This window comes from Streptomyces sp. NPDC005141 (assembly GCF_053599975.1).
In genome coordinates this window covers 106707-130609 of the sequence record NZ_JBSFYW010000017.1, presented here as the reverse complement: position 1 = coordinate 130609, position 23903 = coordinate 106707, and the positions used below count along the sequence as shown (strand labels likewise).

General features: G+C 69.0%; 24 protein-coding genes and 3 pseudogenes. 13 read left to right on the top strand and 14 right to left on the bottom strand.

What is annotated here, in order from left to right; genetic code table 11:
* Positions 1 to 50: 50 nt before the first annotated feature.
* Positions 51 to 653 (bottom strand): TetR/AcrR family transcriptional regulator, encoded by a 603-nt coding sequence (locus tag ACWD68_RS16350; RefSeq protein ID WP_451807091.1) that lies wholly within the window; start codon positions 651 to 653, stop codon positions 51 to 53.
* Positions 654 to 775: 122 nt separating this feature from the next.
* Here ACWD68_RS16350 and ACWD68_RS16345 point away from each other — a divergent pair, with 122 nt between their 5' ends.
* Both ACWD68_RS16345 and ACWD68_RS16340 read left to right on the top strand, forming a co-directional pair.
* Positions 776 to 1798: an aldo/keto reductase gene (locus ACWD68_RS16345; protein ID WP_451807090.1), complete on the top strand. Its 1023-nt coding sequence runs from the start codon at positions 776 to 778 to the stop codon at positions 1796 to 1798.
* Between the two features lie 383 nt (positions 1799 to 2181).
* Positions 2182 to 3561, top strand: a complete 1380-nt coding sequence (locus ACWD68_RS16340) for an FG-GAP-like repeat-containing protein (protein ID WP_451807089.1) — start codon at positions 2182 to 2184, stop codon at positions 3559 to 3561.
* Between the two features lie 139 nt (positions 3562 to 3700).
* On the opposite strand, the gene ACWD68_RS16335 is transcribed toward ACWD68_RS16340, so the two are convergent.
* From ACWD68_RS16335 to ACWD68_RS16310, 6 genes and pseudogenes are all read right to left on the bottom strand, one after another.
* The gene (locus tag ACWD68_RS16335) at positions 3701 to 3907 is read right to left on the bottom strand and encodes a hypothetical protein (RefSeq protein WP_451807088.1); all 207 of its coding nucleotides are present in this window, start codon (positions 3905 to 3907) and stop codon (positions 3701 to 3703) included.
* Between the two features lie 37 nt (positions 3908 to 3944).
* Positions 3945 to 4219, bottom strand: a pseudogene (locus ACWD68_RS16330) (hypothetical protein); the annotation flags it as partial.
* A 159-nt stretch (positions 4220 to 4378) separates the two neighbouring features.
* On the bottom strand, positions 4379 to 5950 hold the full coding sequence (locus ACWD68_RS16325; RefSeq protein ID WP_451807087.1) for a peptidoglycan recognition protein family protein: 1572 nt from the start codon (positions 5948 to 5950) through the stop codon (positions 4379 to 4381).
* 275 nt (positions 5951 to 6225) lie between these two features.
* Positions 6226 to 6975, bottom strand: a complete 750-nt coding sequence (locus ACWD68_RS16320; RefSeq protein WP_451807086.1) for a D-Ala-D-Ala carboxypeptidase family metallohydrolase — start codon at positions 6973 to 6975, stop codon at positions 6226 to 6228.
* Between the two features lie 48 nt (positions 6976 to 7023).
* Positions 7024 to 7440 carry a hypothetical protein gene (locus ACWD68_RS16315; protein ID WP_451807085.1) on the bottom strand — a complete coding sequence of 139 codons (417 nt, stop codon included), beginning with the start codon at positions 7438 to 7440 and terminating at the stop codon, positions 7024 to 7026.
* A gap of 63 nt (positions 7441 to 7503) precedes the next feature.
* Positions 7504 to 7896, bottom strand: a complete 393-nt coding sequence (locus tag ACWD68_RS16310) for a hypothetical protein (RefSeq protein ID WP_451807084.1) — start codon at positions 7894 to 7896, stop codon at positions 7504 to 7506.
* Between the two features lie 170 nt (positions 7897 to 8066).
* Between ACWD68_RS16310 and ACWD68_RS16305 the strand changes: the two genes are divergently transcribed.
* A complete protein-coding gene (locus tag ACWD68_RS16305; protein WP_451807083.1) occupies positions 8067 to 9122 on the top strand; it encodes a helix-turn-helix domain-containing protein in 1056 nt (351 codons plus the stop codon).
* A 221-nt stretch (positions 9123 to 9343) separates the two neighbouring features.
* Here the strand turns inward: ACWD68_RS16305 and ACWD68_RS16300 are convergent.
* A pseudogene (locus ACWD68_RS16300) lies at positions 9344 to 10212 on the bottom strand (helix-turn-helix domain-containing protein).
* A gap of 478 nt (positions 10213 to 10690) precedes the next feature.
* Between ACWD68_RS16300 and ACWD68_RS16295 the strand changes: the two are divergent.
* The 4 genes and pseudogenes from ACWD68_RS16295 to ACWD68_RS16280 all read left to right on the top strand — a co-directional run bounded on the left by ACWD68_RS16295 (position 10691) and on the right by ACWD68_RS16280 (position 13569).
* On the top strand, positions 10691 to 11095 hold the full coding sequence (locus tag ACWD68_RS16295) for a (R)-mandelonitrile lyase (protein ID WP_451807082.1): 405 nt from the start codon (positions 10691 to 10693) through the stop codon (positions 11093 to 11095).
* 214 nt (positions 11096 to 11309) lie between these two features.
* Positions 11310 to 11687 (top strand): annotated as a pseudogene (locus ACWD68_RS16290) (SDR family NAD(P)-dependent oxidoreductase); the annotation flags it as partial.
* Between the two features lie 343 nt (positions 11688 to 12030).
* A complete protein-coding gene (locus ACWD68_RS16285) occupies positions 12031 to 13017 on the top strand; it encodes an alpha/beta fold hydrolase (protein ID WP_451807081.1) in 987 nt (328 codons plus the stop codon).
* 69 nt (positions 13018 to 13086) lie between these two features.
* Positions 13087 to 13569 carry a hypothetical protein gene (locus ACWD68_RS16280; protein WP_451807080.1) on the top strand — a complete coding sequence of 161 codons (483 nt, stop codon included), beginning with the start codon at positions 13087 to 13089 and terminating at the stop codon, positions 13567 to 13569.
* On the opposite strand, the gene ACWD68_RS16275 is transcribed toward ACWD68_RS16280, so the two are convergent.
* Positions 13453 to 13917: a serine hydrolase gene (locus ACWD68_RS16275; RefSeq protein ID WP_451807079.1), complete on the bottom strand. Its 465-nt coding sequence runs from the start codon at positions 13915 to 13917 to the stop codon at positions 13453 to 13455. The genes ACWD68_RS16280 and ACWD68_RS16275 overlap by 117 nt on opposite strands.
* Positions 13881 to 14027, bottom strand: a complete 147-nt coding sequence (locus ACWD68_RS16270; RefSeq protein WP_451807078.1) for a hypothetical protein — start codon at positions 14025 to 14027, stop codon at positions 13881 to 13883. The genes ACWD68_RS16275 and ACWD68_RS16270 overlap by 37 nt, the downstream gene beginning before the upstream one ends.
* A 232-nt stretch (positions 14028 to 14259) precedes the next feature.
* Between ACWD68_RS16270 and ACWD68_RS16265 the strand changes: the two genes are divergently transcribed.
* Positions 14260 to 15198: a phosphotransferase family protein gene (locus ACWD68_RS16265; RefSeq protein ID WP_451807077.1), complete on the top strand. Its 939-nt coding sequence runs from the start codon at positions 14260 to 14262 to the stop codon at positions 15196 to 15198.
* Between the two features lie 40 nt (positions 15199 to 15238).
* Entirely contained in the window at positions 15239 to 16576 is a 1338-nt protein-coding gene (locus tag ACWD68_RS16260; protein WP_451807076.1) for an IS630 family transposase, read from the top strand.
* Between the two features lie 35 nt (positions 16577 to 16611).
* Here ACWD68_RS16260 and ACWD68_RS16255 read toward each other — a convergent pair whose 3' ends face one another.
* Positions 16612 to 17733, bottom strand: coding sequence for an IS630 family transposase (locus ACWD68_RS16255; protein WP_451807075.1), 1122 nt, complete (start codon positions 17731 to 17733; stop codon positions 16612 to 16614).
* Positions 17734 to 18067: 334 nt separating this feature from the next.
* Here ACWD68_RS16255 and ACWD68_RS16250 point away from each other — a divergent pair, with 334 nt between their 5' ends.
* The gene (locus tag ACWD68_RS16250) at positions 18068 to 18511 is read left to right on the top strand and encodes a hypothetical protein (RefSeq protein WP_451807074.1); all 444 of its coding nucleotides are present in this window, start codon (positions 18068 to 18070) and stop codon (positions 18509 to 18511) included.
* Between the two features lie 518 nt (positions 18512 to 19029).
* Here ACWD68_RS16250 and ACWD68_RS16245 read toward each other — a convergent pair.
* Together ACWD68_RS16245 and ACWD68_RS16240 are read right to left on the bottom strand one after the other, a co-directional pair.
* Entirely contained in the window at positions 19030 to 19518 is a 489-nt protein-coding gene (locus ACWD68_RS16245) for a hypothetical protein (protein WP_451807073.1), read from the bottom strand.
* Between the two features lie 36 nt (positions 19519 to 19554).
* Positions 19555 to 20271: a tetratricopeptide repeat protein gene (locus ACWD68_RS16240; protein ID WP_451807072.1), complete on the bottom strand. Its 717-nt coding sequence runs from the start codon at positions 20269 to 20271 to the stop codon at positions 19555 to 19557.
* Between the two features lie 446 nt (positions 20272 to 20717).
* On the opposite strand from ACWD68_RS16240, the gene ACWD68_RS16235 reads away from it, so the two are divergent.
* Both ACWD68_RS16235 and ACWD68_RS16230 read left to right on the top strand, forming a co-directional pair.
* Entirely contained in the window at positions 20718 to 21137 is a 420-nt protein-coding gene (locus ACWD68_RS16235; RefSeq protein WP_451807071.1) for an LppU/SCO3897 family protein, read from the top strand.
* Positions 21138 to 21206: 69 nt separating this feature from the next.
* Positions 21207 to 21593 carry a serine hydrolase domain-containing protein gene (locus tag ACWD68_RS16230; protein ID WP_451807070.1) on the top strand — a complete coding sequence of 129 codons (387 nt, stop codon included), beginning with the start codon at positions 21207 to 21209 and terminating at the stop codon, positions 21591 to 21593.
* A 190-nt stretch (positions 21594 to 21783) separates the two neighbouring features.
* Here the strand turns inward: ACWD68_RS16230 and ACWD68_RS16225 are convergent, their stop codons facing one another.
* The gene (locus ACWD68_RS16225; RefSeq protein ID WP_451807069.1) at positions 21784 to 22530 is read right to left on the bottom strand and encodes a TetR/AcrR family transcriptional regulator; all 747 of its coding nucleotides are present in this window, start codon (positions 22528 to 22530) and stop codon (positions 21784 to 21786) included.
* Between the two features lie 122 nt (positions 22531 to 22652).
* Here ACWD68_RS16225 and ACWD68_RS16220 point away from each other — a divergent pair, with 122 nt between their 5' ends.
* Positions 22653 to 23876: a saccharopine dehydrogenase family protein gene (locus tag ACWD68_RS16220; protein ID WP_451807068.1), complete on the top strand. Its 1224-nt coding sequence runs from the start codon at positions 22653 to 22655 to the stop codon at positions 23874 to 23876.
* The last annotated feature ends 27 nt before the right edge of the window (positions 23877 to 23903 follow it).

Genomic DNA, 23903 nt, shown 5'->3' with positions numbered 1-23903 from the left:
CAACGGCCAGCCGTCGCGCCACCCTCGTCCGGTCAGCGCAAGCAGCGCGATCAGCCGGACGGAAAGCGCTGGCCCGGGGTGCGCAGCCCGTCGATCAGCACAGCGACCATGCGTTGGTTGTACCCGGGTCCTTCGCCGGGTACGGGCATGCACAGGTTGGCGATGGCGTACAGCAGGTCATGGGCGCTGACGTCGTCACGAACCGCTCCGTCGGCTACCGCGGTGTCGAGCAGCGCGGTGAGGGCGGGGCCGACCTTCTCAAGGAAGTAGCCGGACAGACCTTCGTAGGCCGGATCGCCCGAATGGAGCGCCGGGGCCAGTCCTCGTTTGGTCCCCAGAAACTCGGTGTACCGGCGAAGCCACTCGGCGAGCGCCTCTCCCGGCTCGTGGACGGCACTGAGCTGCGGTCCTGCCTCGGCGCAGGCGTCGATCCCGCTCTCCACCACCGCCTTGACCAGGTCCGAGCGCAGCGGGAAGTGCCGGTAGAGCGTCCCGACACCGACGCCGGCCAGGTCGGCGATCTTCTTGGCGGGTGCGTCGACGCCGGATGTGTCGAAGACGGTCCTTGCAGCCTCGATCAGGGCGTCCACATTGCGCTGTGCGTCCGCGCGCATCCGGCGGGTCGTCCGGGGCGGCCCTGCCTTCTCGGTCATGATGCCTCCGGTTGCGTAACCGGAAAGACTTTCCGTATAGTTCTGGAAAGGCTTTCCGTTTAGCTGCAGGGTAGGGCATCCCGCAGGTTCAGGTGCTCTTCCACCACCTGAGGAGGGACCCCATGCAGTACCGCACTCTGGGCCGCACCGGCATCAAGGTCAGTCCGTACGCCCTCGGCACGCTGATGTTCGCCTCGGCCGCCGGCGGCGCCGACCACGAGGATTCGATCCGCGTCATCCACAAGGCGCTGGACGCCGGCATCAACTTCGTCGACACCGCCGACGCCTACGGCGACTCCGAGGAAGTCGTCGGCAAAGCGATCAAGGGGCGCCGCGACAACGTCGTCCTGACCACCAAAGTGAGCCGCCCGATGGGCGAGGACGCCAACCAGCAGGGCGCCTCGCGGCGCTGGATCATGACCGCGGTCGAGAACTCGCTGCGTCGCCTGCGGACCGACTACATCGACCTCTACCAGATCCACCGCGTCGACCCCACAACCGACATCGAGGAAACCCTCTCCGCACTCACGGACCTGATCCGCGGCGGAAAGGTCCGCGCCATCGGCTCCTCCACGACTCCCGCCTCCGACATCGTCGAGGCGCAATGGGTCGCGGAGCGCCGGAACCTGGAGCGCTTCCGCACCGAGCAGCCGCCGTACTCCATCCTCAACCGCGGCATCGAGCGCGAGGTCCTGCCCGTCGCTCAGCGGTACGGCATCGGCACCTTGGTCTGGGGGCCGCTCGCTCAGGGTCTGCTCACCGGCCGCGTCCGCAAGAACCAGCGGAACGGCCTGCGCCGTGCGGGCTTCTTCAAGCACCTCAACGACGAGCGCCGCATCGACGTCGTCGAACAGCTCATTCCCCTAGCCGAGGAAGCGGGCATGCCGATGACCCACCTCGCCGCGGCGTTCGCCATCGCCCACCCCGGCGTCACCAGCGCCATCATCGGGCCACGCACGATGGACCACCTCGATGACCTCCTCGCCGGCATCGACGTCGTCCTCGGCGACGACGTCCTGGACCGGATCGACGAGATCGTCCCGCCGGGCACCGATGTCGGCACGCTCGACCAGGACTACAGGCCTCCCGCCCTGGAATCGGCGAGCCTGCGCCGCCGCCACCGCGGCGAACGCGCGGCCGCCTGACAATCCGCACCGCTGCCAGGTGCGCGAGACGAGCGGCCAGCAGCGCGGTCCCGCCGCGGAACCGGCATGCGGGCACAGGGCATGGCCCGCGCCTGGCAGGGCATCGTGAACGAAGGCCTCGCGGTCAACGGGAGACAGCAGGAGGGAGAACCTGGCCATCCCGCGTGACGCCCAGCCCCGGTCAGGACACGTTCCGCAACGACGATCTGCTACGACGCCCCCGGCTCCCGGCGCGCCGGCGTCCGCCACAGCGCCCCGAACACCACGCACTCACCGCGGCTGCCACTTTTCGGCACTGAACGGCTGGCGAGTACAACCCAAACGCCTGTCCAGGCGTCATGTAGTTGTCAGCCGCTTCGCCCGTTGTTCCCGGAGGCCCGTCCGTGCACCGTTCCCTTCCCATCGCCGTCGCCGTCGCAGCCCTCGTCGTCGGCCCGGTGTCCGCCGCCGGCCCTGCCGGAGCCGCTCCGGAGGAACCCGTTCCGGTCACAGACTTCAATGCCGACGGCTACGCCGATCTCGCTGTCGCGGCGCCCGCGGCAACCGTGGGCGGCAAGGACGACGCCGGGTACGTCACCGTCCTGTACGGGTCCTCCGGCGGTGTCGGCACCACGCACCCCCAGCTCATCACCAGGGCGTCCGCAGGCGTCCCCGGTGACGTGGTGGACTACGACGCCTTCGGCCGCACGAGCACAGCCCGCGACTTCGACGGCGACGGCTACACGGATCTCGTCCTCGGGTCCGAGAACGGACCGACGATCGTCCTGTGGGGCTCCCCGGCCGGTCTCAAGGACGCCGTCGCCCTCTCGCTCGCCCCGCACAGCGGCCCCCTGGCCGCGGGCGATGTCAACGGCGACGGGCACGCCGACCTGGTGGTCGGCACCGGTCTGGTGGGCGTGGAGTTCGGCCCGTTCACCCGTACGGGCAAGTCCGCGGCCCGCACCGTCGTCCCCTTCGGCGACGAGGAGGACAGCCGCTACGACTTCATCGTGGGCGACGTGACCGGCGACGGAGCCGACGACATCATCACCACCCACGGCTTCGAGGACCAGGGACACGGAACACGCCTCTGGAAGGGCGGCAAGGACGGCTCCGTCACCCGCGTCCCGGGATCGACCACTCCGTCCTCGGAAGGGGTGATCGCCGACTTCGACCGCGACGGCTACGGCGACTTCGCCACCTTCAAGTTCGGCACGAGCCACGAGGACATCGTCACCCTCCCCGGCACCGTCGAGATCCGCTACGGCTCGCCCTCCGGCCTCTCCACCCGGACAACGAAGATCACCCAGAACACGCCCGGAGTGCCCGGCGTCAACGAAGCGGGAGACCAGTTCGGCCGCGCGCTGGCCGCAGGCGACGTCACCGGAGACGGCTACCCGGACCTCGCGGTGGGTGCGCCTGGAGAGGCCATCGGCAGCACGAAGGCCGCAGGCAGCGTCGTACTCCTCAAGGGCGGGCCGAAGGGGCCGACAGGCAAGGGGGCACTCGCGTTCTCGCAGTCCACCGCCGGAGTCCCCGGGGCCTCGGAGCGGGACGACTACTTCGGTGACGAGGTCCTGCTCGCCGACGTCAACGCCAACAACCGCGCGGACCTGATCGTCGCCGCCCCCTGGGAGGACGCCCCGCAGACCGACTCCGGCGCCGCCTGGGTCCTGCGCGGCTCGAAGAACGGCCCCGTCACCAAGAACATCGCGACCTTCAGCCCCACCACCCTCAACACGCCAGGAGCAGAGGCCCACTTCGGCTCCCTCCTCGCCCGCTGAGCCACGCAGAGCAGGCCGCCCAGGATCTCGGCTACCGGTGCAACACCGCGATCGAACCTGCGCAGCAACGACTGTCAGGACCGGCGGGAACCGGCCGGGTGTCCTTCCCGGCCGGTTCCCGCTGCGGCTGCGGCTACGGCTACTTGACGGTGATGCTGCCCGCGTACGCGACGTCGGCGGAGGAACTGCCGACGTAGACAGGAACCTTGCCGGCCGAGGCCATCGGCTCGGTACGCGCGTGCTGATATTCCCCTTCGGCAACAAGGACGGACTCGTGCGAGCGCTGCTGGAGCAGGCCCGCACCGATGAGTTGACGCTCCTGGCCCGCCTCCGCCAGGCCGATCACCCGGTCGGCCCGGTTCCGGCGGCGGAGCAGGCCGCCACTACGACCACGATGTGCGGGTGGAGTGAGGCCCGGCCCAACCGGTGGCGGCCACCACCTCCCGTGCGATGTCCCCGACAGACCGTCCGTCCGTCACCACCCGCACCGTCCCCGCAGGGGCCCGCTGCTCCAGTAGGAGTGCCTTGCGGACACTGCCTTCCAGTTCACGCTCCAGCTCCGAGCCGAGTTCACGTCCCACCAGCCGCTCACGGGTGACGGCGTCGGAAGCGTGAGTAGGACTCGTACGATCCCCACCCCGGCCCCCAGGGCGCGCTCATCCGATATCGGTCCGCTCCCGCGCTGGAGGCGCCCGCGGGTCGATCACGATCCACGGTGGGGTACGAGGGGCAATGAGCGGCGATCGACGGCGACTCCGTACCGGGCAGGCGGGGGGCCACGGAGCAATGATGGGCCCGCCCGGCCGCAGCCCGACCCTCAGCGACCGGCTTGCAGGGCGCTCCAGGTTGCGGGGCCTACGGTGCCGTCGACGCTCAGCGCGCGACTGCTCTGGTAGTCCCGCACCGCCTGGTCGGTCCCTGATCCGAAGTCGCCGTCCGCGGAGACGGTACGTCCCAGAGCGGCCGTGAGAGCCCTCTGAAGACGCTGGACGTCGGAGCCCGTGCTGCCCTGGCGGAGCACCGGCACGCTGCCGGCGGAGAGGAGCGCGGTCCAGGTGTGCGCGCCGACGACCCCATCGGCGCCGAGTCCGCGGGCCTGTTGGAAAGCGGTGACGGCCGCGGTGGTCTTCGAGCCGAAGCTGCCGTCCACGGTGCCCGCGTCGAATCCCTGCTGGTTGAGGAGTGACTGTGCGGCCGACACCTGAGGTCCGGAGGAGCCCGCGCGAAGGGTGTCGTAGGACGGGAAGGTCAACTGGACACCGCCTCCCCCTCCCGTGCTGCCGCCGACCAGTTGCATGTAGTACGTCCAGTTCCAGTTCGGTCCCGGATCGGTGTGATCGTTGCCCGGCACTTCGGAATGTCCGACGATGTGGGCGCGGTCCTTGGGGATGCCGTAGCGGTTGCAGAGGTAGGCCGTCAGTGCCGCGGAGGAGCGGTACATCGCGTCGGTGAACCAGCTCGGGTTGTCGATGTATCCCTCGTGCTCGATGCCGATGCCGGATGCGTTGCCCGAACGGGCGTGCCAGGCTGTGTCCTTGTCACGCACCATCTGGGTGATCTGGCCGTCGGAGGAACGCACCACGTAGTGGGCGCTGACCTCGGCCGAGGGATTCTGGAACCAGCTGATCGTTCCGGCGTAGGAGCCTTGGGTGACGTGCACGACGACTTTGCTGATCGCGGCCGTGCGGCCGACGACGTAGTTGGCCGAGTTGGCTGCGACCCATTGGGCCGACGGGTAGTCCGGGCTCTGCGCCGCAGGAGCCGCGGCGGCCTCGTAGCGGCCTCGTTCGGGTGCGACAGGGCGGGCGGGTACGGTCACCTCTTCGCCGTCCGGAGTTCGGGCTGTCACGCCTTCGGCCAGGAAGGTGTAGACGCTGTCGGCGTAGAGGCGCGCGGCTGAGGGGGCGGTGGCGCCGCTGTACCGGGCGATCAGCGGGTACCAGGCGTCGGCGTCATGCCGCTCGGCTCGGCGGAGCCCGGCGTCGTCGGCGTAGGCGCGCAGGACGGCCGCTCCGCCGCGGATGTTCGCCGGGGTGTCCTTGCGCAGTTCGCGGGGCGCCTCACCGGTGAGCCTGGAGGCCAGTTCCAGGGTGTGCTGGTCGGGGTTGCTCACCAGGTGCATCACCCCGTAGCCGCCGGCCTGGCTCGGCAGGCCCGCGTGGTCGTCGAGGTGGGTCTCTCCGTATCCGAGGGCGATCAGGACATCGCGCGGCACGTCGAACTCGGCCGCCGCCCGGGTGAAGGCGCGGCTGACGGGGCCCGGGGCCGTGGGGCCTTCGGCGCGGGGCGCGGCACCGGCGGGCTGCACGGCGGCGACCAGCACGGTCACGGTGCCAAGGACGGACAGGGTTGCGCGCCGCAGGGGTAGGCGCGACGGTCTGCGGTTCATGGGTGTGCCTCCAGGCGGGGACTGTGGCTTCGGGCGCGCAGGGGCAGAGCCCGGGTGCATCGGGTGACGGGTAGCGGGTGGCGGACGGCAGGCCGCTTCGGACGCCGGGCCGTCGGGGCCGGGAACCGCGCGAGGTCCCCGGCCCGGCCCAACTTCGCCGAGCCCGGCTCGACTCGGGTCAGGCCGAGTTGGGCCGGGCCGGGCTATCCGGCAACCGCACTGTCGGCTGCCGAGCGTCACGCTGTCGGGTTACGGGGGTGCCGGGCCGTCAGGCTTCAGATGGTGCCGCTCTCCCACCACCAGGCCCGACCGAGGTCCGCGCGGCTGTCGACATGCTGGTGATCGACGGTGTACCGCTCCAGACCGGAGAACCCGCAGGTCTCCGCCTTCTGGTACACCGTGCGGTTGCTGACGCCGGGTACGGTGAGGTCGGCGGCGGTGCCGTAGAGGTGCATGCTGTCGCTGGCACCGCCGATCTCGGCGTTGTGCGCGATGCTGCGGAAGCCCGAGTTGACGGTGATGGCCGTGTTGCCGAGCTTCTTGCGCAGGGCCTCCAGCTTGTACATGGCGCGGCGGGCGTTTTCCCGGACGGTGGCGGCGCTCACCTTGCCGCCGTCGAAGGTGCCGCTCGACCGGTCGGTGAACTCGCTCCAGTTGAAGTGGGCCGTCGAACCGTCCGACTGCTCCAGGGCGTTGAGCTGCGCCTGGGTGGCGGGCCCTGCGCTGCCGTCGACGGCCAGACCGTAGGCTGCCTGGAACCTGCGGACCGCGGCGGCCGTCCCCGGGCCGAAGTCGCCGTCGATGCTCACCCGGGACTGGCCGGCCGAGTCCGCGGCCCAGCCGGCGATCCGGATCTGCAGTTCCGTCACATCCGCTCCGTTGGCGCCCTGGTTCAGTGTGCGTGACCAGTTGTAGGCGTGTGCGGTGCCCGACAGAAGCAGGGGGCCCGCGAGGGCGCCGACGGTCGCGGCGAAGGTACCGCGCAGGATCGCGCGGCGGTTCAAGGGGCGCAGAGGGGAAGTCATCGTGATTCCTTGGGGGATGTGCGCGGGTGCGGCGCTGGGCGGGGGGTTTCAGTACGCGAGCTGGAACGGCACGACCTGGGCGTCGGTGTCGTAGGCATGCACCCGCAGCTTGAAGTGGGTGCCGTCCTTGACGTCAGTGGCGACGGTGGCCCACTGGGGGCCGAAGGTCGAATAGGTGTTGTCGTGGTTGCACAGCGAGGTGTGGTCGACGAACACGATGCAGGCGTCCAGGAACACTCCGGGAGCCGTGGTGTTGAGTTTGATGTTGATGTCGGCGCACCGCGAACTGGTCGTGTAGGTACCGAACTCCACCGCGGAGGCCGAGTAGTGGTAGGTGAGCGACTTGGCGCCGCCGTAACAGGAGGTGGCCGCGGTGGATTGTGCGAAGGCGGGCGTCGCTGCGCCGCCGGCCAGCAGCGCGGTCGCGGCAGCGAGGACGGCGATCGTTCGCCGGGTGCGAGTCATCTGAACTCTCCGTTCACTGTGTGGGGCAAGGGGAGAGAGACCGGGCGGGTGGAGGGGTGGCCCTCAGTAGGCGATCTGGACGTGGGCGGTGGCGCCTTCCAGGTCCACGCCGAGGGGAACGGTGAATCTGCTGCCGTCGAGGACGTCGGTGGCGATGGTCTTCCAGCCCCGGCCGACGTTCGTCCAGTAGTTGCAGCGGCCGTAGCGGACGAACTTCACGCAGGCGTTCACCGAGTCGGCATCGCCGCCGACGATGCGGACGTTGATGTCGTCGCACCGGGCCGACGAGGTGTAGGGCCCGAATTCGAGGGAGTCGTTGGTGGACACGGTGACAGCGCCGCCGTAGCAACTGGTGGCCGCCGTGGCGGCGGAGGCCGCCGACGCGGGGACGGTGACGGTGACGGAAAGGGTGGCGAGCAGTGCCGCTGCGGCCGGGCGGGCGAAAGTCTTCGCCATCGGATTCCTTCTCCGTTCGGAGGCAGACGGAAGGAGCGGGAGGGACACGAGCACCGCACGTGGTGTCGCGAGGCCAGTGCGGCGGGGCGAGTTCATGCTCCGGTCTACGCCTCTACCTGTCATGCTCATTCGAACGTGCTGAAATATCGCAGGTGGAAAGGGTGTTGGCCGTGCTTCGTTTCCACTTCTCTGCTGAGGATCTGGCCAGGACCCGGGTCGCCGCTGCCCCGCACCCGATGTGGGAGATCGCCTCCAGCCTGCACCGCTTCCAAACCCCTGCGGGCCGCTGGGCATACGCGCACTGGTACGGGCCCGCACGTGACCGGCTCCGGGAAGCGGGCCTCGAGGACGTAGTGCGGCGGGTCTTGCTGCCCCTCTTCCCGCGCGCGTCCTACTTCCCCGACTTCCTCACCCCGCTGGAAGGCACAGCCGGGCTGGAGGCCGGTCTGGAGGCGATCCTGCGCACGCCGTCGGACCAGGTCGCGACGCAACTCGCAGCCCTCGCCCAGGTCACCCGGGTGCCGGCCTGGCTCGGCCGGCTGACGGAGCAGGAAACCCGTGGCGAGCTGGTGGACATTCTGCGCGCCTACCACCGGACCGTCATCGCACCCCACGAGGAGTGGGTGCACGAAAGCCTGCACACCGAGCGGATCCGGCTGGCCCGACACCTGCTCGACGGAGGCACCGAGGGGCTGCTCGAAGGGCTCGGGCCGACCGTCCGGTGGAGACACCCGCGCCTGGAGATCAGCACGTATCCGACGGAACACGACATCCACCTGGAGGGCCGCGGGCTGCTGCTCATTCCGTCGTACTTCTGCTGGAAGGGACCGATCTCCCTCGCGGATCCGGGGTTACCCCCCGTCCTCATCTACTCCCTGCACCACGAGGTGCCCACCGGGCCGTCCAAGTCGGCGGCCGAGAGCGCCGGTTCGCCGCCGTTACAGGTGTTGCTGGGCCGGGCCCGCGCCGCCGTTCTGCAGGCCACGGCCGCCGGGGTGACCACCACCGAAGCCGCCCAGCGGGCCGGAGTCACACCGGCCACCGCAACGCATCACACGACAGCGCTGCGCGATGCCGGACTCATCAGCAGCCAGCGCCACGGCAACACCGTGATCCACACGCTGACGCTGATGGGAGCGACCATGCTGAGCAAGAATCAGCGGGATCTCCCCTCCACCGGTCCACATCAGCTCATCACCTCCCGCGAGCATGACCGCCGCCGCTGAGCGTGACACCGAACCGACCTGGAGATCAGGCGGAGCACCCTCCACGAGATCCACGAGCAGACGCCTCGCGAAGCCGCCCGAGCCCGCTCACCTCGTCCGCCTCAAGCATCCGAGCCCGTTGGCCGCCAGGACGTCCTGGCGCGTGTTGCGGACGAATGCCATTCCCTGCGCGGGTGGTGCCGGAGCAGGGCGGGCGCCGGTGGTGCGCAGCAGGCGGCAGGTCATGCCGCCGGGTGAGAGGAAGCGGTCAGATGCTGGTCAGCGGCCCAGGAGGCGAGGATGCGCAGTCCGTCGTGACTGGGGGTGCCGACTTCGGCGGTCCAGACGACGAGTTGCTGGTCCGGGTCGGTGCTGGCGGTGAGGGTGTCCCAGTCCAGGACCAGCTTCCCGGCGACGGGGTGGTTGAGGGTCTTGGTCCCGATCGTTCGGGCGGCGACATGACGGGCGGCCCACCACTGCCGGAAATCGGCGTCCTGCACGGACAGTTCACCGACCAGCGCGGTCAGCCGGGAGTCGTCCGGGTACTTCGCCGCCTCCATCCGCAGCTGGGCCACCGCGGTGCGCGCCACACTCTCCCAGTCGGCATACAGAGTTCTCATCGCCGGGTCGGTGAAAAGAATCCTGGTGTAGTTCCGCTTCTTTTCGGGAACCTCCCCGAAATTGGTCACCAGTGCGGCACCGAGTGAATTCCAAGCGAGAATGTCCATGCGGCGCCCCATGACGATGGCCGGTGTCGCCGTCAGGTCGTCCAGGACCCGCTGGAGCTGCGGCTGCACCTTCTGCACCGGACGCCGCCGGGTGCGGCCACTCGTCCTGCCAGCCAGTTCGAACAGGTAGTCGCGCTGGTCGTCATCCAGATGGAGTACCTGAGCCAGGGTGGCCAGGACCGGCGCGGACGCCTGCATACGGCCCTGCTCGACCCGGGTGTAGTAGTCCGTGCTGATGGCGGCGAGCTGGGCGACTTCCTCACGGCGCAGACCTTGACCCGGCGGGTGCCGGTCTCGGGCAGGCCCACCGTGCGGGGGCTGAGCGCGGCACGGCGCTGCTTGAGGAACTCGCCCAGCTCGTTGAGGGGTCCGTTGCGCGTCACGGTCGACAGTGTCGCACCGGATCCGCACCGGATCCGCACCGATATGGGGGGAGAGTCTTATCCCTGGATGTTTTCCTCCCAGGAGGAAACTCTCCCCTTTGCGGGCACCCATAGGAGTGCGAGGCTCGAAGGCGTGGCCGGGGAAATCCGGTCCACGGTCCACGGCAATTGTTCAGCCCAGCCTTTCAGGGAGGCGAAAGAGCGGCGTGAGGACGTAAGTCACCTTTCGACCCCGGAGTCTTCGCCGGCCTGCCCGGCCAGGCCGTGCAGGCCGTGCGGATGAGGGAGCGCTGGGCGAGCCCCCATACCTGGAGCCGATCACCGCCGAACAGGTCGAGGCGGGGCTGCCGCTGCCGGACTTGGCGCAGGAGGCACACGAGGCACACGAGGCACACGAGGCACACGACCACTACCTCACCGACGGTGACGGCAGTCAACCCCGCACCGCACGTACACGCACAAGGAGAGACACGACACCATGGAGCTTCTGAAGAAGCAGCCGACGATCAAGCTGCCGGCCGCGCAGTTCACCGGGGACGCCTGGGCCGATGTGATCTACCGCGGCGAGGACCCCTCCCGGGCCCGCGCGAACGCAGTGCGTTTCTCGCCGGGCGCCCGCACCGCCTGGCACTCCCACGGCGTGGGCCAGACCCTCTACATCGTCGAGGGCATCGCCCTGATCCAATCCCGCGGCGGAGACATCCTCGAAGCCCACCCGGGCGACGTGATCTGGACGCCGCCCGGCGAGGAGCACTGGCACGGCGCCGCCCACGACCACTTCATGGTCCACATCGCCCTGTGGGAGACCGACGAGGTCAACTGGCTCGACCACGTCACCGACGGCGAATACGGCGGCGCGCGCCACAGCACCCGCACCGCCTGACCCACCCCACCTTGCCTCCCGCTCCCGGCTCTCCCCCGGGCGGACGCGGGTCGGCCCCCATGCTTCAGAGAAGGGCACCATCATGCGCGGAGCAGTCCTCCACGCTCCCGGCGACGTCCGCTTCGAGGAGCGCGCCGACCCGAAAATCGTCAACGCGACCGACGCGGACATCCGTACCGTCGCCACTTGTGTGTGCGGCTCGGACCTGTGGGCCCTGGAGACCACCGCCGCCGATCTCCAAGCCCCCTTCGCGTTCTCCGTCGTCGGCTCGGTCACCGCGGTACGCAACGTGCTGCCCGGCATGCGCGAACTGGGCCGGGGAACCGTGCTGTTCGTCAACGGCGGCTCCGCCGTCCAGCCCCACACCGAACGCGCCGGCACCTCGATCGCCTTCGCCGCCGAAAGCGCCTACGCCCGCATGCTCCACGACCAGGTCGCCCCGGACGGCATCCACGTCGGCCAGCTGATCATCCCCGGCGCCATCACGGCGGGCGATGCCCGCAAGGACCCAGACGTCCTGGCCGGGCTGCTGTGGGACATGCACCGCGAGCGCACCGGCTTCCGGCACTTCGCCGAACCCTTCGAGTCCTGACACCACCTCAGGCACCAGACGGGACCTTTGCGCCGCACCCCACTCGCGACCGCAGCGACGACAGCGACGGCGGCGGTCGCCGTGCTCGCCCTGTAGTGCCCCACCCCATCGTGGTGCGCCTTGCCTCAGCAGTAGCCGTGTCGAGGCCCGGGCCGGCGGGGCCCCGCCGAAGTGTGGGACGACCTGGGCGAGTGACTGGACGCGTTTGCCGAAGCAGCAAAGGACTCGCGACGGCCTCCACGACTGTCGCATGATCATTACCTGAGTCGTAGGCACGCTGCCTCCTGAACCGGCCGGTGGCGCGCTCGGCGCCCGCGGATCGATCGACAGCCCTGGAGAATTCATGTCGCAGCCAGCCCAGTTCACGGATGTCACCCATCGTCTGGTCCCCTCTCCCGGCGGCAGGATCCACTTGGTGGAGCAGGGCGTTGGGCCTTTGGTGTTGCTGGTGCACGGGTTCCCGGAGTCCTGGTATTCCTGGCGTCATCAGTTGCCGGTGCTGGCCGCGGCCGGATACCGCGCGGTCGCCATGGACGTCCGCGGCTATGGGCGCTCCTCCAGGCCCGAGGGCGTGGCCGCGTACCGGATGCTCGACCTGGTCGAGGACAACGTGGCCGTGGTGCGAGCGCTCGGCGAGGAGACCGCGGTGATCGTCGGGCACGACTGGGGCTCGACCATCGCCGCGAACTCCGCCCTCATCAAGCCCGACGTCTTCCGCGCGGTGGGACTGCTCAGTGTTCCGTACGCGCCTCCCGGCGGCCCGCGGCCCAGCGAGGTCTTCGCACAGATGGGCGGCGACGAGGAGTTCTACGTCTCCTACTTCCAGGAGCCCGGCCGGGCCGAGGCCGAGATCGAACCCGACGTCCGTGGCTGGCTGGCGGGCTTCTACGCCGCCTTTTCCGCCGAGACCATGCCCGCGCCCGGAGCCCTGGACCCGCACTTCGTCAGCCGCGGCGGGACATTGCGCGACCGGTTCCCCGCCGGAGGGCTGCCCACGTGGCTCAGCGCGCACGACCTCGACGTCCACGCGGGGGAGTTCGAACGGACCGGCCTGGTCGGAGCGCTCAATCGCTACAGGAACATGGACCGGGACTGGGAGGACCTGGCCGGCTTCAACGGCAGGCCCATCACCCAGCCGTCCCTGTTCCTCGGCGGGGCGCTGGACGCCTCGACCACCTGGATGGCCGAGGCGATCGAGGCCTACCCCACCACCCTGCCCGGTCTGGTCACCTCGTACGTCCTTGACGGCTGCGGCCACTGGATCCAGCAGGAGCGCCGCGACCAGGTCAACGAGATCCTGACCGACTGGCTCACCTCCCTGCCGGCCTGAACACCGATACCTGCACACGGAGACGGCCGAGGTGCGCTGTCGACGAAAAGCACACTGGGGAATCGCCGCATGACCGACCAGCCCTTCGACGAAGAACCCCCCGAACACGCCCGCTACCGCCGCCACCTGCAGGACCTGGAAGGCGTATCTGAGGCAGACGAGGTCACTCTGGTGGCCACGGTGCTGCGCGACCCGGACATGTCGATGGCGCAGGCTGCGGTCAACCGTCACATCGAGCGTCGGGCCGCCCAACTGCTGACCTGCCCGGGGTTCACCACCTGGGCCCAGACGATGACCCCGGTCATCAGGGACCGCCCCTTCCTCACCCGCCGACTCCACGAGTGGACCCTCCTCAGAGCAGTCGCGCTGAACGAGCCATGGACCGCCGAGGAAGTCACCACCGCTTCCGACTGGTTCCAACGCACGGCCTCGGCCTCACACCTCGTCACCTCGACCGAAGCCCTCAGCCTGCTCGCCGAACGAGGACGAACCCGCCGCGTTCGCAACGCGGCGAGCAGCCGACTGCAGCAACCGGATCAGCACCCGACCTGAATCCGCAGGTTTTGGCAAATCCCCGCACTCGGCTTGCTGGTTGCAGGTGTTGGCCGCCGATCGAGGGGTCACGTCTGGTTCGGGAGGCGGCCGCCTCGCATGCTGCCCGATCAGTCGACGGTTGCGCGATTTCAGCTCCCTTCGGTCGGGACTTTGAACGAGCACATCCAGGCGTTCCAGGATCTCTTGGAGCGCCCGGTCGTCGAACGCCGCGTAGGGGTCGCGGCGTGAGGTCCAGGGCGGCAGGCGGGGCAGCCCGGAGGTGTGCCGTGCGAGGTGGCGCAGGGTGATACCGCTGCCGGCTGGGACGTTCAGCCGGCGTTCGAGCGGGTCGTCATCGCGCAGCACGCCGGGCGCTGCAGGACAGTGCTGGTGACGACCTTGGTGAGGGAACCGATCTCGACGAACCGGTCCGGGTGGTGTCCGTCGCTGATGTCGACGGGTGAGGAACTGCTCATGACACAGGTGGGTATGCGAAGCATGGATGTCTGGAGCCTTCAGCTGCGGATGGAGGGGATCGGGCTGCGGTGGCGCCGGGGCACAGGTTGGCGATGACGGGTCACTCAACGGTAGAGGTGGTGAGCGGCCAGGTGTATGCCGGGCCGATTGATGACGGCAGCGGCGATGGGGAGGGTCGGGGGTGGACGAGCCGGCCTCGGGCCGCTCCCCCGTGATCCTTAGGCTGTTGTCATGGCTGAGGACGAGAGCGCGGCGGTAGTTGCGGCTGAAGTCAATGACCTGGGCTGGTCTCACACGCGTATGTGGGTGGACCGGATCTTGCTCCCCGGAGACCGGATCAGTGCTGTCGAGGGTCTGCGAGGGGGCTGGACATCACAGATGCGCCGCCTCGACATCGCAGGGGATCGTGAGCCGTACTCCCTCGCGCTTCGGTCCTTCGTCAAACCGTTCTTCGTGAAGCACGCGCTGGGACTGCTCACACGGGAAGCGGACGTCCTCCGCCTGCTCGCGGACACCCCTGTGCCGGCCGCTCGTCTTCATGGTGTTGATGCGGCAGCCGAGCACTGCGACCATCCGTCGCTGCTGATGTCGTTGCTTCCAGGGAGTGTCAGGCTGGGTGACGAGGACATCGAGCGGAAGTCGGCGCTCCTTGCCCGGCAGTTGGTGGCGATCCACGAGGTGCTCGTTCCAGAAGGAGCCCGGCCGCGCACCTATGAGGCATGGACCAGTCCGGAGCGGGTGCGGCTTCCGGGGAGTTCGAGACAGCCGGAGGTGTGGCAGCGTGCCGTGGATGTGATCCGGCGACCGCCTCCGGGCTACCGGCCTTGCTTCCTGCACCGTGACTTCCACCCCGGGAACGTGCTCCTCGCGGGAGAAGGATCCGGTTTGACGATCACGGGTGTGGTGGACTGGGTGGAGACGTCCTGGGGACCCGCTGACCTGGACGTCGCCCACTGCTCCACCGCACTCGCCCTGCTGCACGGCGTGCCGGTCGGAATGCGGTTTGCGGACCACTATGTCGCAGCCGGTGGAGCGCTCGGCTACGACCCTGCCGATCACCTCTACTGGCGGATGCTGGATGCGCTGGCCTTCGCCCCGAACGCGGAGAAGGTCGCCGAGCCCTGGCGGGAACTCGGGAGAGAGGACCTGACGTCAGCGGTTCTAGTGTGATGCGCCAGAAATTGCAGACTTAAGTCTGTAGGCTGTTCTCATGTCGCATCGGGGTCCGCGTGCTGTCGAGGTTGTGCTGTCCGAGGAGGAGCGCGCTGAGTTGTCGCGTCGGGCCAGCGGTGGGGCCGGATCTCGTTCGGCCGAGCGCGCTCGGATCGTCCTGTCTTGTGCGGATGGTGCGTCAAGTTCCCAGGTAGCGGCCGACTTGGGCGTGAACGTGGCGACGGTGCGCAAGTGGCGCTCCCGGTTCGCGGCTCACCGGCTGGCAAGTCTGGCCGACGAGCCGCGGCCGGGCCGGCGCAAACCGGACCTGGTCCTCACTGAAGCTGAGCGCGCGGAGCTGACGCGCTGGGCGCGGCGGGCTAAGACCGCGCAGTTCCTGGCGCTGCGGGCGAGGATCGTGCTGCGGTGCGCGGAAGGCGGGACGCACAAGGAGATCGCCGACGAGCTCGGCGTCTCGCACGGGACGGTGAACCGCTGGCGGTCGAGGTTCATCCGCTTGCGGCTGGAGGGGCTGAGTGATGAGCCGCGTCCGGGCAGGCCGCCCTCGGTCCTGCTGGACCAGGTCGAGGACGTGCTCACGGCGACGCTGGAGTCGACCCCGGGCCAGGACACCCACTGGTCGCGGGCCTCGATGGCCAAGCACTCCGGGCTGTCGAAGTCCACCATCGGGCGGATCTGGAAGAAGTTCGACCTCAAGCCCCATCTCCAGGATGCGTTCAAGCTCTCTACCGACCCGCAGTTCATCGCGAAGGTCGTCGATATCGTCGGCCTGTACCACCATCCGCCCGAGAAGGCGGTGGTGCTGTGCGTGGACGAGAAAAGCCAGATCCAGGCGCTGGACCGGTCCCAGCCGGTGCTGCCGATGATGCCGGGCATGCCCGAACGGCGCACCCACGACTATTACCGGCATGGCATCACCAGCCTGTTCGCCGCCTTCAACATCGCCGACGGCACCGTCATATCAGCACTGCACCGCCGCCACCGGGCCATCGAGTTCAAGAAGTTCCTGATCCGGATCGACAGGGCGGTGCCCGCCGGCCTCGACGTCCATCTGGTGTGCGACAACTACGCCACCCACAACACCGCCGAGATCAAGACGTGGCTGGGAAAACATCCCCGCTTCCACGTTCATTTCACCCCCACCGGCTCCTCCTGGATGAACCAGGTCGAGCGGTGGTTCGGCCTGCTGACCGACAAGCTCATCCGCCGCGGCGTACACACCTCCGTGACGGCGCTGGAGCAAGACATCAGGGCCTGGATCGACGGATGGAACGAGAACCCCAGGCCCTTCACCTGGACCAAGACCGCCGACGAGATCCTCAACTCGCTCGCCGACTACCTCACCAAAATCAACCCACCGACCGCCGAAACCTGAAACGGACTTAAGTCTGCAATTTCTGGCGCATCACACTAGTGTCCTGCGCCGGAGATCCGTCGGCAGAAGCGGGCGAGGGAGTCGAGGATTTCCTCGGCGGTCTTGGTCCAGATGAACGGCTTGGGGTCTTCGTTCCAGTTCTTGACCCATGCCCGGATGTCGGCCTCGAGTGCCTGGATGTTCTTGTGTGCGCCGCGGCGGATCATCTGGTGGGCGAGGTAGCCGAACCACCGCTCGACCTGGTTGATCCAGGAGGAGCCGGTCGGGGTGAAGTGCAGCTCGAACCGCGGGTGTCTGGCCAGCCAGGACTTGATTGCCGGTGTCTTGTGGGTGCCGTAGTTGTCCACGATCAGGTGGACCTGCAGGTGTGCGGGAACCTCCTTGTCGATCCGGATCAGGAACTTCTTGAACTCCACGGCCCGGTGCCGGCGGTGCAGGGCGGTGATGACTTCGCCCGTGGCGACGTCGAAGGCGGCGAACAGGGTGGTCAGGCCGTTGCGGACGTAGTCGTGGGTGCGCCGTTCGGGCATGCCGGGCATTATCGGCAGCACGGGCTGGGACCGGTCCAGGGCCTGGATCTGCGACTTCTCGTCCACCGACAGCACCACCGCACCCTCGGGCGGGTTGAAATAGAGACCGACGACGTCGTAGACCTTCTCGATGAACAGCGGGTCCGTCGACAGCTTGAAGGTGTCCGCCAGGTGCGGCCTGAGCTGGAACTGCCGCCAGATCCGGCCGACCGTGGACTTCGACAGACCACTGTGCTCGGCCATCGATTTCCTGGACCAGTGGGTGGCGTTCTTCGGCAGTAGTTCCAGCGTGGTGACCACGACCTCTTCCACCTGATCGACGCTGATGGTGGGCGGCCGGCCCGGCCGCGGCTCGTCGGCCAGACCGTCCAGCCGTTCGGCCAGGAAGCGTCGCCGCCACTTGCGGACGGTGTCCGCGGTCACTCGCAGATCCCGGGCGACCGTGACAATCGGCGGCACCTCCGGCCCCGCGCACGCCAGCACAATCCGCGCACGCAGGGCCAGCGCCTGGGCAGATGTCGACCGGCGCGTCCACCGCTCCAACACCGCCCGCTCGTCATCAGACAGCAGCAACGGCTCAAGCTTTGGACCCCGACGAGGAACTGACGCACCAGCAGCAGAAGTCATACAACTACTAACGATCAACTACTGGCGCAGGACACTAGCCCAGCGTCTGGAGGAGTACCTCCAGACACTCTTCAGCCAGTACGGCTGAAGGCTCGGTGGTCAGCGCCGTCCGGCAGCGCCTCCTGCCGCCGGACGACACAGGTGACGCGACGTCAGCCGTACTGGCAACGCCGCCATCTCCACCATCTCCGCCGTCGACGGCATTCACACCGTGCTGTCCTGACCCCACCTGAACGGCACGACCTACTTCCAGACAAGCGATCCCGCGCACTTCAGCGTGGATCCGTGGGGTCGGCGCATGAGGATGGTGGGGTCGGCCGGGTACGGTGCGCCCGTGGACGTCGAGGGGTGGGAGTCGGGGCACCGGGTCGCGTACGGCTGTGGGGCGTGGGAGCGGGCCTGTCAGCAGGCGCGGGTGTTGGTCGCCTGGCACGAGGAGCACGATCTCGGCTTTGGCGTACCGGCAGCTCGGCGGTTCTACGCGGACCCCGGATGGCGTGTGAAGTGGCCTTGGGGGAATGCCGTGCAGACCGTGGGCCTGCTGCATTGGCGGGCCGCCTACGAGGCCGGGATCCTGGTCGACCAGGTCTCCCTGGGCGATGCCATGCGCTACTGCGTGCAGGGAGCCGACCCTTCGGCCGCGGGTCCCCTGCCCGATGCCGCGCGTGGCGCTGGGATCGGAGTCGGCAGTGCCGCATCGGTGGCAAGATCAGACCCGTACTGCAGGCCCATGCCGGGGACGATCTTCCGCAACCGCGCCCCACCGGGCCGCAACTGACCCTTGGCTACCGTGTCCGGGAGGTGCGGGCCACTCCCGACTGGGAGCTCGGGGACTGGCCGGCCGCCCTTGCCCTGGCTCGCGAGGCCATGCAGCGGGCGGACGACCTGCGAGGGCAGGGGGCATGGCGGCCCACCAACCAGGAACGGTCGGCGGGTGCACGGATCGGCCGTGGCTGCGAACTGGTCGACCAGCCGGCCACCGTCGTTTGCCCGACGCCGAGTTGGCTGTGGCGGGCATCGCGGCTGGCCGATACAGCCGCGGCCCTGTCCGGGTTTGGCAATCACCTCTCCGCGGTGCGGTCGGAGGCCAGGGCAGCGGACGCCCTGCCCGAAGAAGACACTGCTTGGGACGCGGCCCGCCATCAGCAGTCCTCGGAACGGATCTGCGCCGAGCACGCCAACGCCGGACACAAGCAGTGGCGGACTCTCCAGGTATCGCGCGCAACAACACCCAACCCGCACGGCCCTTTTCACGTCACGTCACATCGCGCTCAACGACCGTGGCGCAGGGGGACATCAACCCGCCCGTCGCCTCTTGCGATGGGGGCGATGTGGGCGGACGAAGGTGTCGAGCGCGCCCACCGCCGCACGGATATGGGCCGGGCCGCGACGCAACCGTTCGCCCGCGCACCACCAGGACAACTGCCCGTCCGATTCCCGCGGATGCATGCCGAGGTCATGCTCGGCGCACAGGGGCCACGCCTGCCACAGAAGCTCGGTGACGGTCTCCTGCGCGGCATCGGCGACGACCGCCAGCGCAGAGGCAGGGTCGTCCTCCGAGTCCGGGTACAGGCAGTTGCCGTGCCACTCGCCGCTGGCCAGAGCGACGTAGACGTTCTCCTGTTCGTCCGCATCGCAGGGCGGAAGGGCCAGCAGTTGCAGGGGTTCCTGCTCAGGAAGGGTCCCCGCTAGGTCGCGGTTGAGAAGGGCGAGGGCCCGGTCCCACATCGGGTACTCGCCCACCGAGACGCGACGGGGCTCGGGGCGGTCGAAAAGAGCGCGCATGGGTACCATTCTCGGGGGTGAAGGGGCCCGAGGGCTTCAGTAGAAGTCGTCTCGGCGCTGCGCGGGATTCATCGTGTCACGCCGCTGCTGCAACAGCCGGGCCCTCGTGGTGGCTGATATCTCCCGCAGGTGCGCCTGGCTCTGCAGCATCATCATCGACCCCAGTGCGTGGCGCCCGGTCATCGGGTTTTCCGCACAGGACCGGTACAGCGCGGCGGCTCGTTCGGTGTCCTGGAACAGGGTGCGGTAGAGCTCCGCGGCGCGGTACTGGGCGTAGGGATGGTTGCGAGCGGCGGCCGCAAGGAACTGTTCCAGGGCGTGTTCTGCCGGGGCCCGGGTGAGCGGCAGCAAGCGTTCCAGGTACAGGTCACCCAGGGCCAGCATCGCTTCGGGTTCGCCCAGTTCGGCCGCGGCGTGATACCAGCGGCCTGCTTCGTCGAACGACTGCGCGATGGCCGCTTGAGGGCAGCCGCGGTGGTAGAGCGAAGCTAGGTAGTAGGCCGCCCGCGGCGACCCGCTACTGTCCCGCAGCCGCGGAACCGCGCTCGCGTATCGCCCCTGCACATAGTCGATGTGCCCCAGAAGCTCGATCGCGGCACTGTGGCGGGTGGCAGCCGCGGCCTCCAGGAAGAAGGCCTCCGCACCACGGGGCTGCCCGCAGTTCCAGCAGTGCAGACCGATCTGGTAGTACTCCTCGGCACTGGTCGGCTCGCGTCCGTCCACGGTGAAGTTGGTCCCTTGCCACTGCACCACGGTCGCGCCTTTCGCCTCTTGGCCTGCCCCGGCAGGCACTGGCGGCACATTACGCCGCACCCTCGCCGGCAGACCAGATCGGCGGTGAGGGACAAGCCCGTTGTCCCCGTCGGTCGTCCCGGTTCACCAGGCCCCGGCAATGGTATCGCTGCACGCGCAGCGACGGCCCCCGCGCAAGCGAGGTCCGATCCCGGTCACCGTAGCCCTTCCGCCGTTGCTCCAGCCCCTCGTGCTACGGCATGAAACCGCAGCGGGACGCCACACCACGCACCACGCTCACGGCGTTGCGCGGTGGTCAGCGCGCGCCTCTCCTCGCTGGTCAGAGGCGCGAAAGGGTGTCAGACAGGGAGATCAGGGACTCCGTGGCGCCTCGCGTTTATCTCGTTCTTATTCTTCGTGTAGCGTGCGCGCGTTCCATCTCCACGCGACCTCTAGGAAGACCGCCGATGAGCGCTCCGACGCCCTCCGCCGCCCCGCAAGACCCGCAGTTCCCGCAGTTCCCGCAGGGCCAGCCGATACCCGGGGCCGAGCCTGCAGCGCCCGCGCCCGCCAAGAAGAGCAGGCTGAAGAAGTTTCTGACCATCGTCGTCATGATCGTCGTCGCGGTGGTGGTGAAGCTCGGCCTCGGCTACGTCTTCGACTCCCCGGTACGCGCCGAGGTGGGCGACTGCGTCAAGGTCACCGGCTCCGAGAACAACCCCGACGTCGAGACCAAGGGCTGCGACGACGCTGACGCCAACTACAAGGTTGTCAAGGTCGTCAAGAACACCTTCGACGTCAACGCCTGCACGGTTGGCGAGGCCGCGCTCGCGCAGGAGTGGGACGCCGACAAGTTCGTCCTCTGCCTGGACCCCGTGACGAAGTAGGGCATGTCGCGACGTGCAGCAGGCTGGGCGGCGGTCAGCTGCCCAGCCTGCGGAACGACCTCTCCCTGCATGACCGTTACGAGCGGCCGAGGTGGCACCACCCCGATCACCTCGACGCTCACGGACACGGACACGCAGCAGACGCCGAGAGCGCCGATCGGCTCCTCACCGACCAGCCCAGTGCAGGGCACCAACTGGCGTTATTCGCACGCCAACTTCGTCCTCCTCGGCGCCGCCCTGGAGAAGATGACCGGGACCCCGCTCGACGTCCTGCTCCAACAAGAGGTCATGGGTCCGCTCGGTCGGTCCGGCATCCGCGGACCGGTGAACGTGTTCGCCGGGCTCGACGGAGTGCCGGCCGGCGAACGGGGTGAACTCGGGGCCACGCGGGTCACGTTCGGACCCGGGCTGCAGCGCCGGGCGGCCGCCACTACGGAATCAGCCTGCTCGTCCTGAACACCTCGGTCTCCCGGCACGCGCTGTTCTTCGGCTACACCGCCGCCCAGGCGTACCTCCCCGGAGAGCACCTGGCCATCGCAGTCCCGACCTCCTAGGGCCGCGACACCCCCGACGGTCACACCGCCCAGACGATCACCCATCGTGTCGGGAAGGAACGGAGTCCACTCCGTTGGCATAAGCGTCGGAGTCAGGGCTCTTCCGTGGTTGCGGTGTCGGCGGGATATCGGCGCGCACGTGCCCAGGCGAGCTGCTCCGCCGCGCTGTTCAGGAGCGTGTCGAGGACGACGGGGTAGGCGCTGTGTGTCATCCGCCCGGCCAGGAGCCGCGCGGTGGCCGCGATGTGCGGGTGGGTGTCGGCGGGCAGTTCGGCGTAGGTGGAGTGCCACATCTCCTCGTCCGCCGCGCGGGCCTCGCCCGTCAGCGCCAGCGACCCGGCATCCAGGGCGGCGAAGGCCAGAGTGAGATCGATGAACGCGTGGTAGGCGACGACCGCGTCGGCGTCCGGGAAGCCCGCGGAACGCAGGATGCCTAGGATCGTCTCGTCCACCGCGATCTCCCGCGGCCGTCCGGTGACTCGGCTGGCGGTCAGCATGGCGGCCTGGGGATCGGCGAGGTAGGAGGCGTGAATGGCCTGGCCGAGGGCCCGCAGGTCGGACCGCCACTCTCCGGTGGCCGTCCAGGCATCCAGCGCCCGACCCATCAGCTCCTCGCCGATGGCCCTGGTCAGGTCGTCCAGTCCGGCGAAGTACCGGTAGAGCGTGCTGGGGTCGGCACCGAGTGCCGCACCCAGCCTGCGTGCCGTCAGTCCGGTGCCGCCGTGCTCGCGCAGCATCCGCAACGCGGTCTGCACGATCAGCTTCTCGGACAGCACCGTGCCCTGCCTCGTCGGCCGGCGCCTGCGCCGTGCCACCTCCGGCACCACCTGTTTCGCCATGCCGACTCTCCCTGCTCGCCGCGCAGACACTTATGCCAACGTCGTTGACTTTAAGCCAGGGCATCCCGTTGCATCGGTGCAGCCCTGGAGACGTCCGTCTCCGGCAACGAAAGGTGTGTGACATGCGAGTGCTTCTCGTGGGCGCCGGCGGCGTGGGCACGGCCGTCACCCGGATCGCGGCCCGCCGCGAGTTCCTGACCCACATGGTCGTCGCGGACTACGACCTCGCACGCGCCGAAGCAGCCGTCGCGGCGCTCGAGGGACACGGGGGCCGGTTCAGCGCGAGGCGCCTGGACGCCTCCGACGAGGACGCGGTACGCCAGGCGCTCACCGAGGAGAGGTGTGACGCCCTGCTCAACGCGACCGATCCGCGGTTCGTGATGCCGCTGTTCAACGCGGCCCGCGCGGCGGGCACGCACTATCTCGACATGGCGATGTCCCTGTCCGCGCCGCACGCCACCCACCCGTACGAGCGATGCGGCGTGAAGCTCGGCGACGCGCAGTTCGAACAGGCCGGTCCATGGGAGCGTTCCGGGCGGCTGGCCCTGGTCGGCATGGGGGTGGAGCCGGGCCTGTCGGACGTCTTCGCCAGGTACGCGGCCGACGAACTCTTCGACGAGATCGAGGAGATCGGCGTCCGCGACGGCGCCAACCTGACCGTCGAGGGCTACGACTTCGCCCCGTCCTTCAGTATCTGGACGACCATCGAGGAATGCCTCAATCCCCCGGTCGTCTACGAGAAGGACCGCGGCTGGTTCACCACCGCCCCCTTCAGCGAACCGGAGGTCTTCGACTTCCCCGAGGGCATCGGCCCGGTGGAATGCGTCAACGTGGAGCACGAGGAGGTCCTGCTCATCCCCCGCTGGGTCGACGCCCGCCGGGTGACGTTCAAGTACGGCCTCGGCGACGACTTCATCGCCAAGCTGAAGACGCTCCATGAGCTGGGTCTCGACGCCACCAAGAAGGTCACCGTCCCCTCGGAGAACGGACCCGTGGCGGTCTCCCCGCGCGACGTGGTCGCCGCCTGCCTTCCCGACCCGGCCACGCTTGGCGACCGCATGACCGGCAAGACCTGTGCGGGCACCTGGGTCAAGGGCACCAAGGACGGCTCGGCCCGCGAGGTCTACCTCTACCACGTGGTCGACAACGAATGGTCGATGCGCGAATACGGCTCCCAGGCGGTGGTGTGGCAGACCGCCGTCAACCCCGTCATCGCCCTCGAACTCGTCGCGGGCGGAACCTGGTCCGGCAGTGGCGTCCTCGGCCCGGAAGCCCTGCCGCCCCGCCCGTTCCTCGACCTGCTCACCGAGTACGGCTCGCCGTGGGGTCTGCGCGAGGAAGGCTGACGGCTCGCGGGGCGACCGGCCGGCTCC

Excerpts from the sequence above, each read along its gene's own strand:
- ACWD68_RS16285 (WP_451807081.1), top strand. The coding sequence starts at position 12,031 with ATGTCGCAGCCAGCCCAGTTCACGGATGTCACCCATCGTCTGGTCCCC.
- ACWD68_RS16245 (WP_451807073.1), bottom strand. The coding sequence starts at position 19,518 with ATGCGCGCTCTTTTCGACCGCCCCGAGCCCCGTCGCGTCTCGGTGGGC.
- ACWD68_RS16280 (WP_451807080.1), top strand. The coding sequence starts at position 13,087 with ATGACCGACCAGCCCTTCGACGAAGAACCCCCCGAACACGCCCGCTAC.
- ACWD68_RS16310 (WP_451807084.1), bottom strand. The coding sequence starts at position 7,896 with ATGGCGAAGACTTTCGCCCGCCCGGCCGCAGCGGCACTGCTCGCCACC.
- ACWD68_RS16315 (WP_451807085.1), bottom strand. The coding sequence starts at position 7,440 with ATGACTCGCACCCGGCGAACGATCGCCGTCCTCGCTGCCGCGACCGCG.
- ACWD68_RS16260 (WP_451807076.1), top strand. The coding sequence starts at position 15,239 with ATGTCGCATCGGGGTCCGCGTGCTGTCGAGGTTGTGCTGTCCGAGGAG.
- ACWD68_RS16225 (WP_451807069.1), bottom strand. The coding sequence starts at position 22,530 with ATGGCGAAACAGGTGGTGCCGGAGGTGGCACGGCGCAGGCGCCGGCCG.
- ACWD68_RS16255 (WP_451807075.1), bottom strand. The coding sequence starts at position 17,733 with ATGACTTCTGCTGCTGGTGCGTCAGTTCCTCGTCGGGGTCCAAAGCTT.
- ACWD68_RS16345 (WP_451807090.1), top strand. The coding sequence starts at position 776 with ATGCAGTACCGCACTCTGGGCCGCACCGGCATCAAGGTCAGTCCGTAC.
- ACWD68_RS16325 (WP_451807087.1), bottom strand. The coding sequence starts at position 5,950 with ATGAACCGCAGACCGTCGCGCCTACCCCTGCGGCGCGCAACCCTGTCC.
- ACWD68_RS16320 (WP_451807086.1), bottom strand. The coding sequence starts at position 6,975 with ATGACTTCCCCTCTGCGCCCCTTGAACCGCCGCGCGATCCTGCGCGGT.
- ACWD68_RS16270 (WP_451807078.1), bottom strand. The coding sequence starts at position 14,027 with ATGAGCAGTTCCTCACCCGTCGACATCAGCGACGGACACCACCCGGAC.
- ACWD68_RS16220 (WP_451807068.1), top strand. The coding sequence starts at position 22,653 with ATGCGAGTGCTTCTCGTGGGCGCCGGCGGCGTGGGCACGGCCGTCACC.
- ACWD68_RS16230 (WP_451807070.1), top strand. The coding sequence starts at position 21,207 with ATGACCGTTACGAGCGGCCGAGGTGGCACCACCCCGATCACCTCGACG.
- ACWD68_RS16350 (WP_451807091.1), bottom strand. The coding sequence starts at position 653 with ATGACCGAGAAGGCAGGGCCGCCCCGGACGACCCGCCGGATGCGCGCG.
- ACWD68_RS16265 (WP_451807077.1), top strand. The coding sequence starts at position 14,260 with ATGGCTGAGGACGAGAGCGCGGCGGTAGTTGCGGCTGAAGTCAATGAC.
- ACWD68_RS16235 (WP_451807071.1), top strand. The coding sequence starts at position 20,718 with ATGAGCGCTCCGACGCCCTCCGCCGCCCCGCAAGACCCGCAGTTCCCG.
- ACWD68_RS16295 (WP_451807082.1), top strand. The coding sequence starts at position 10,691 with ATGGAGCTTCTGAAGAAGCAGCCGACGATCAAGCTGCCGGCCGCGCAG.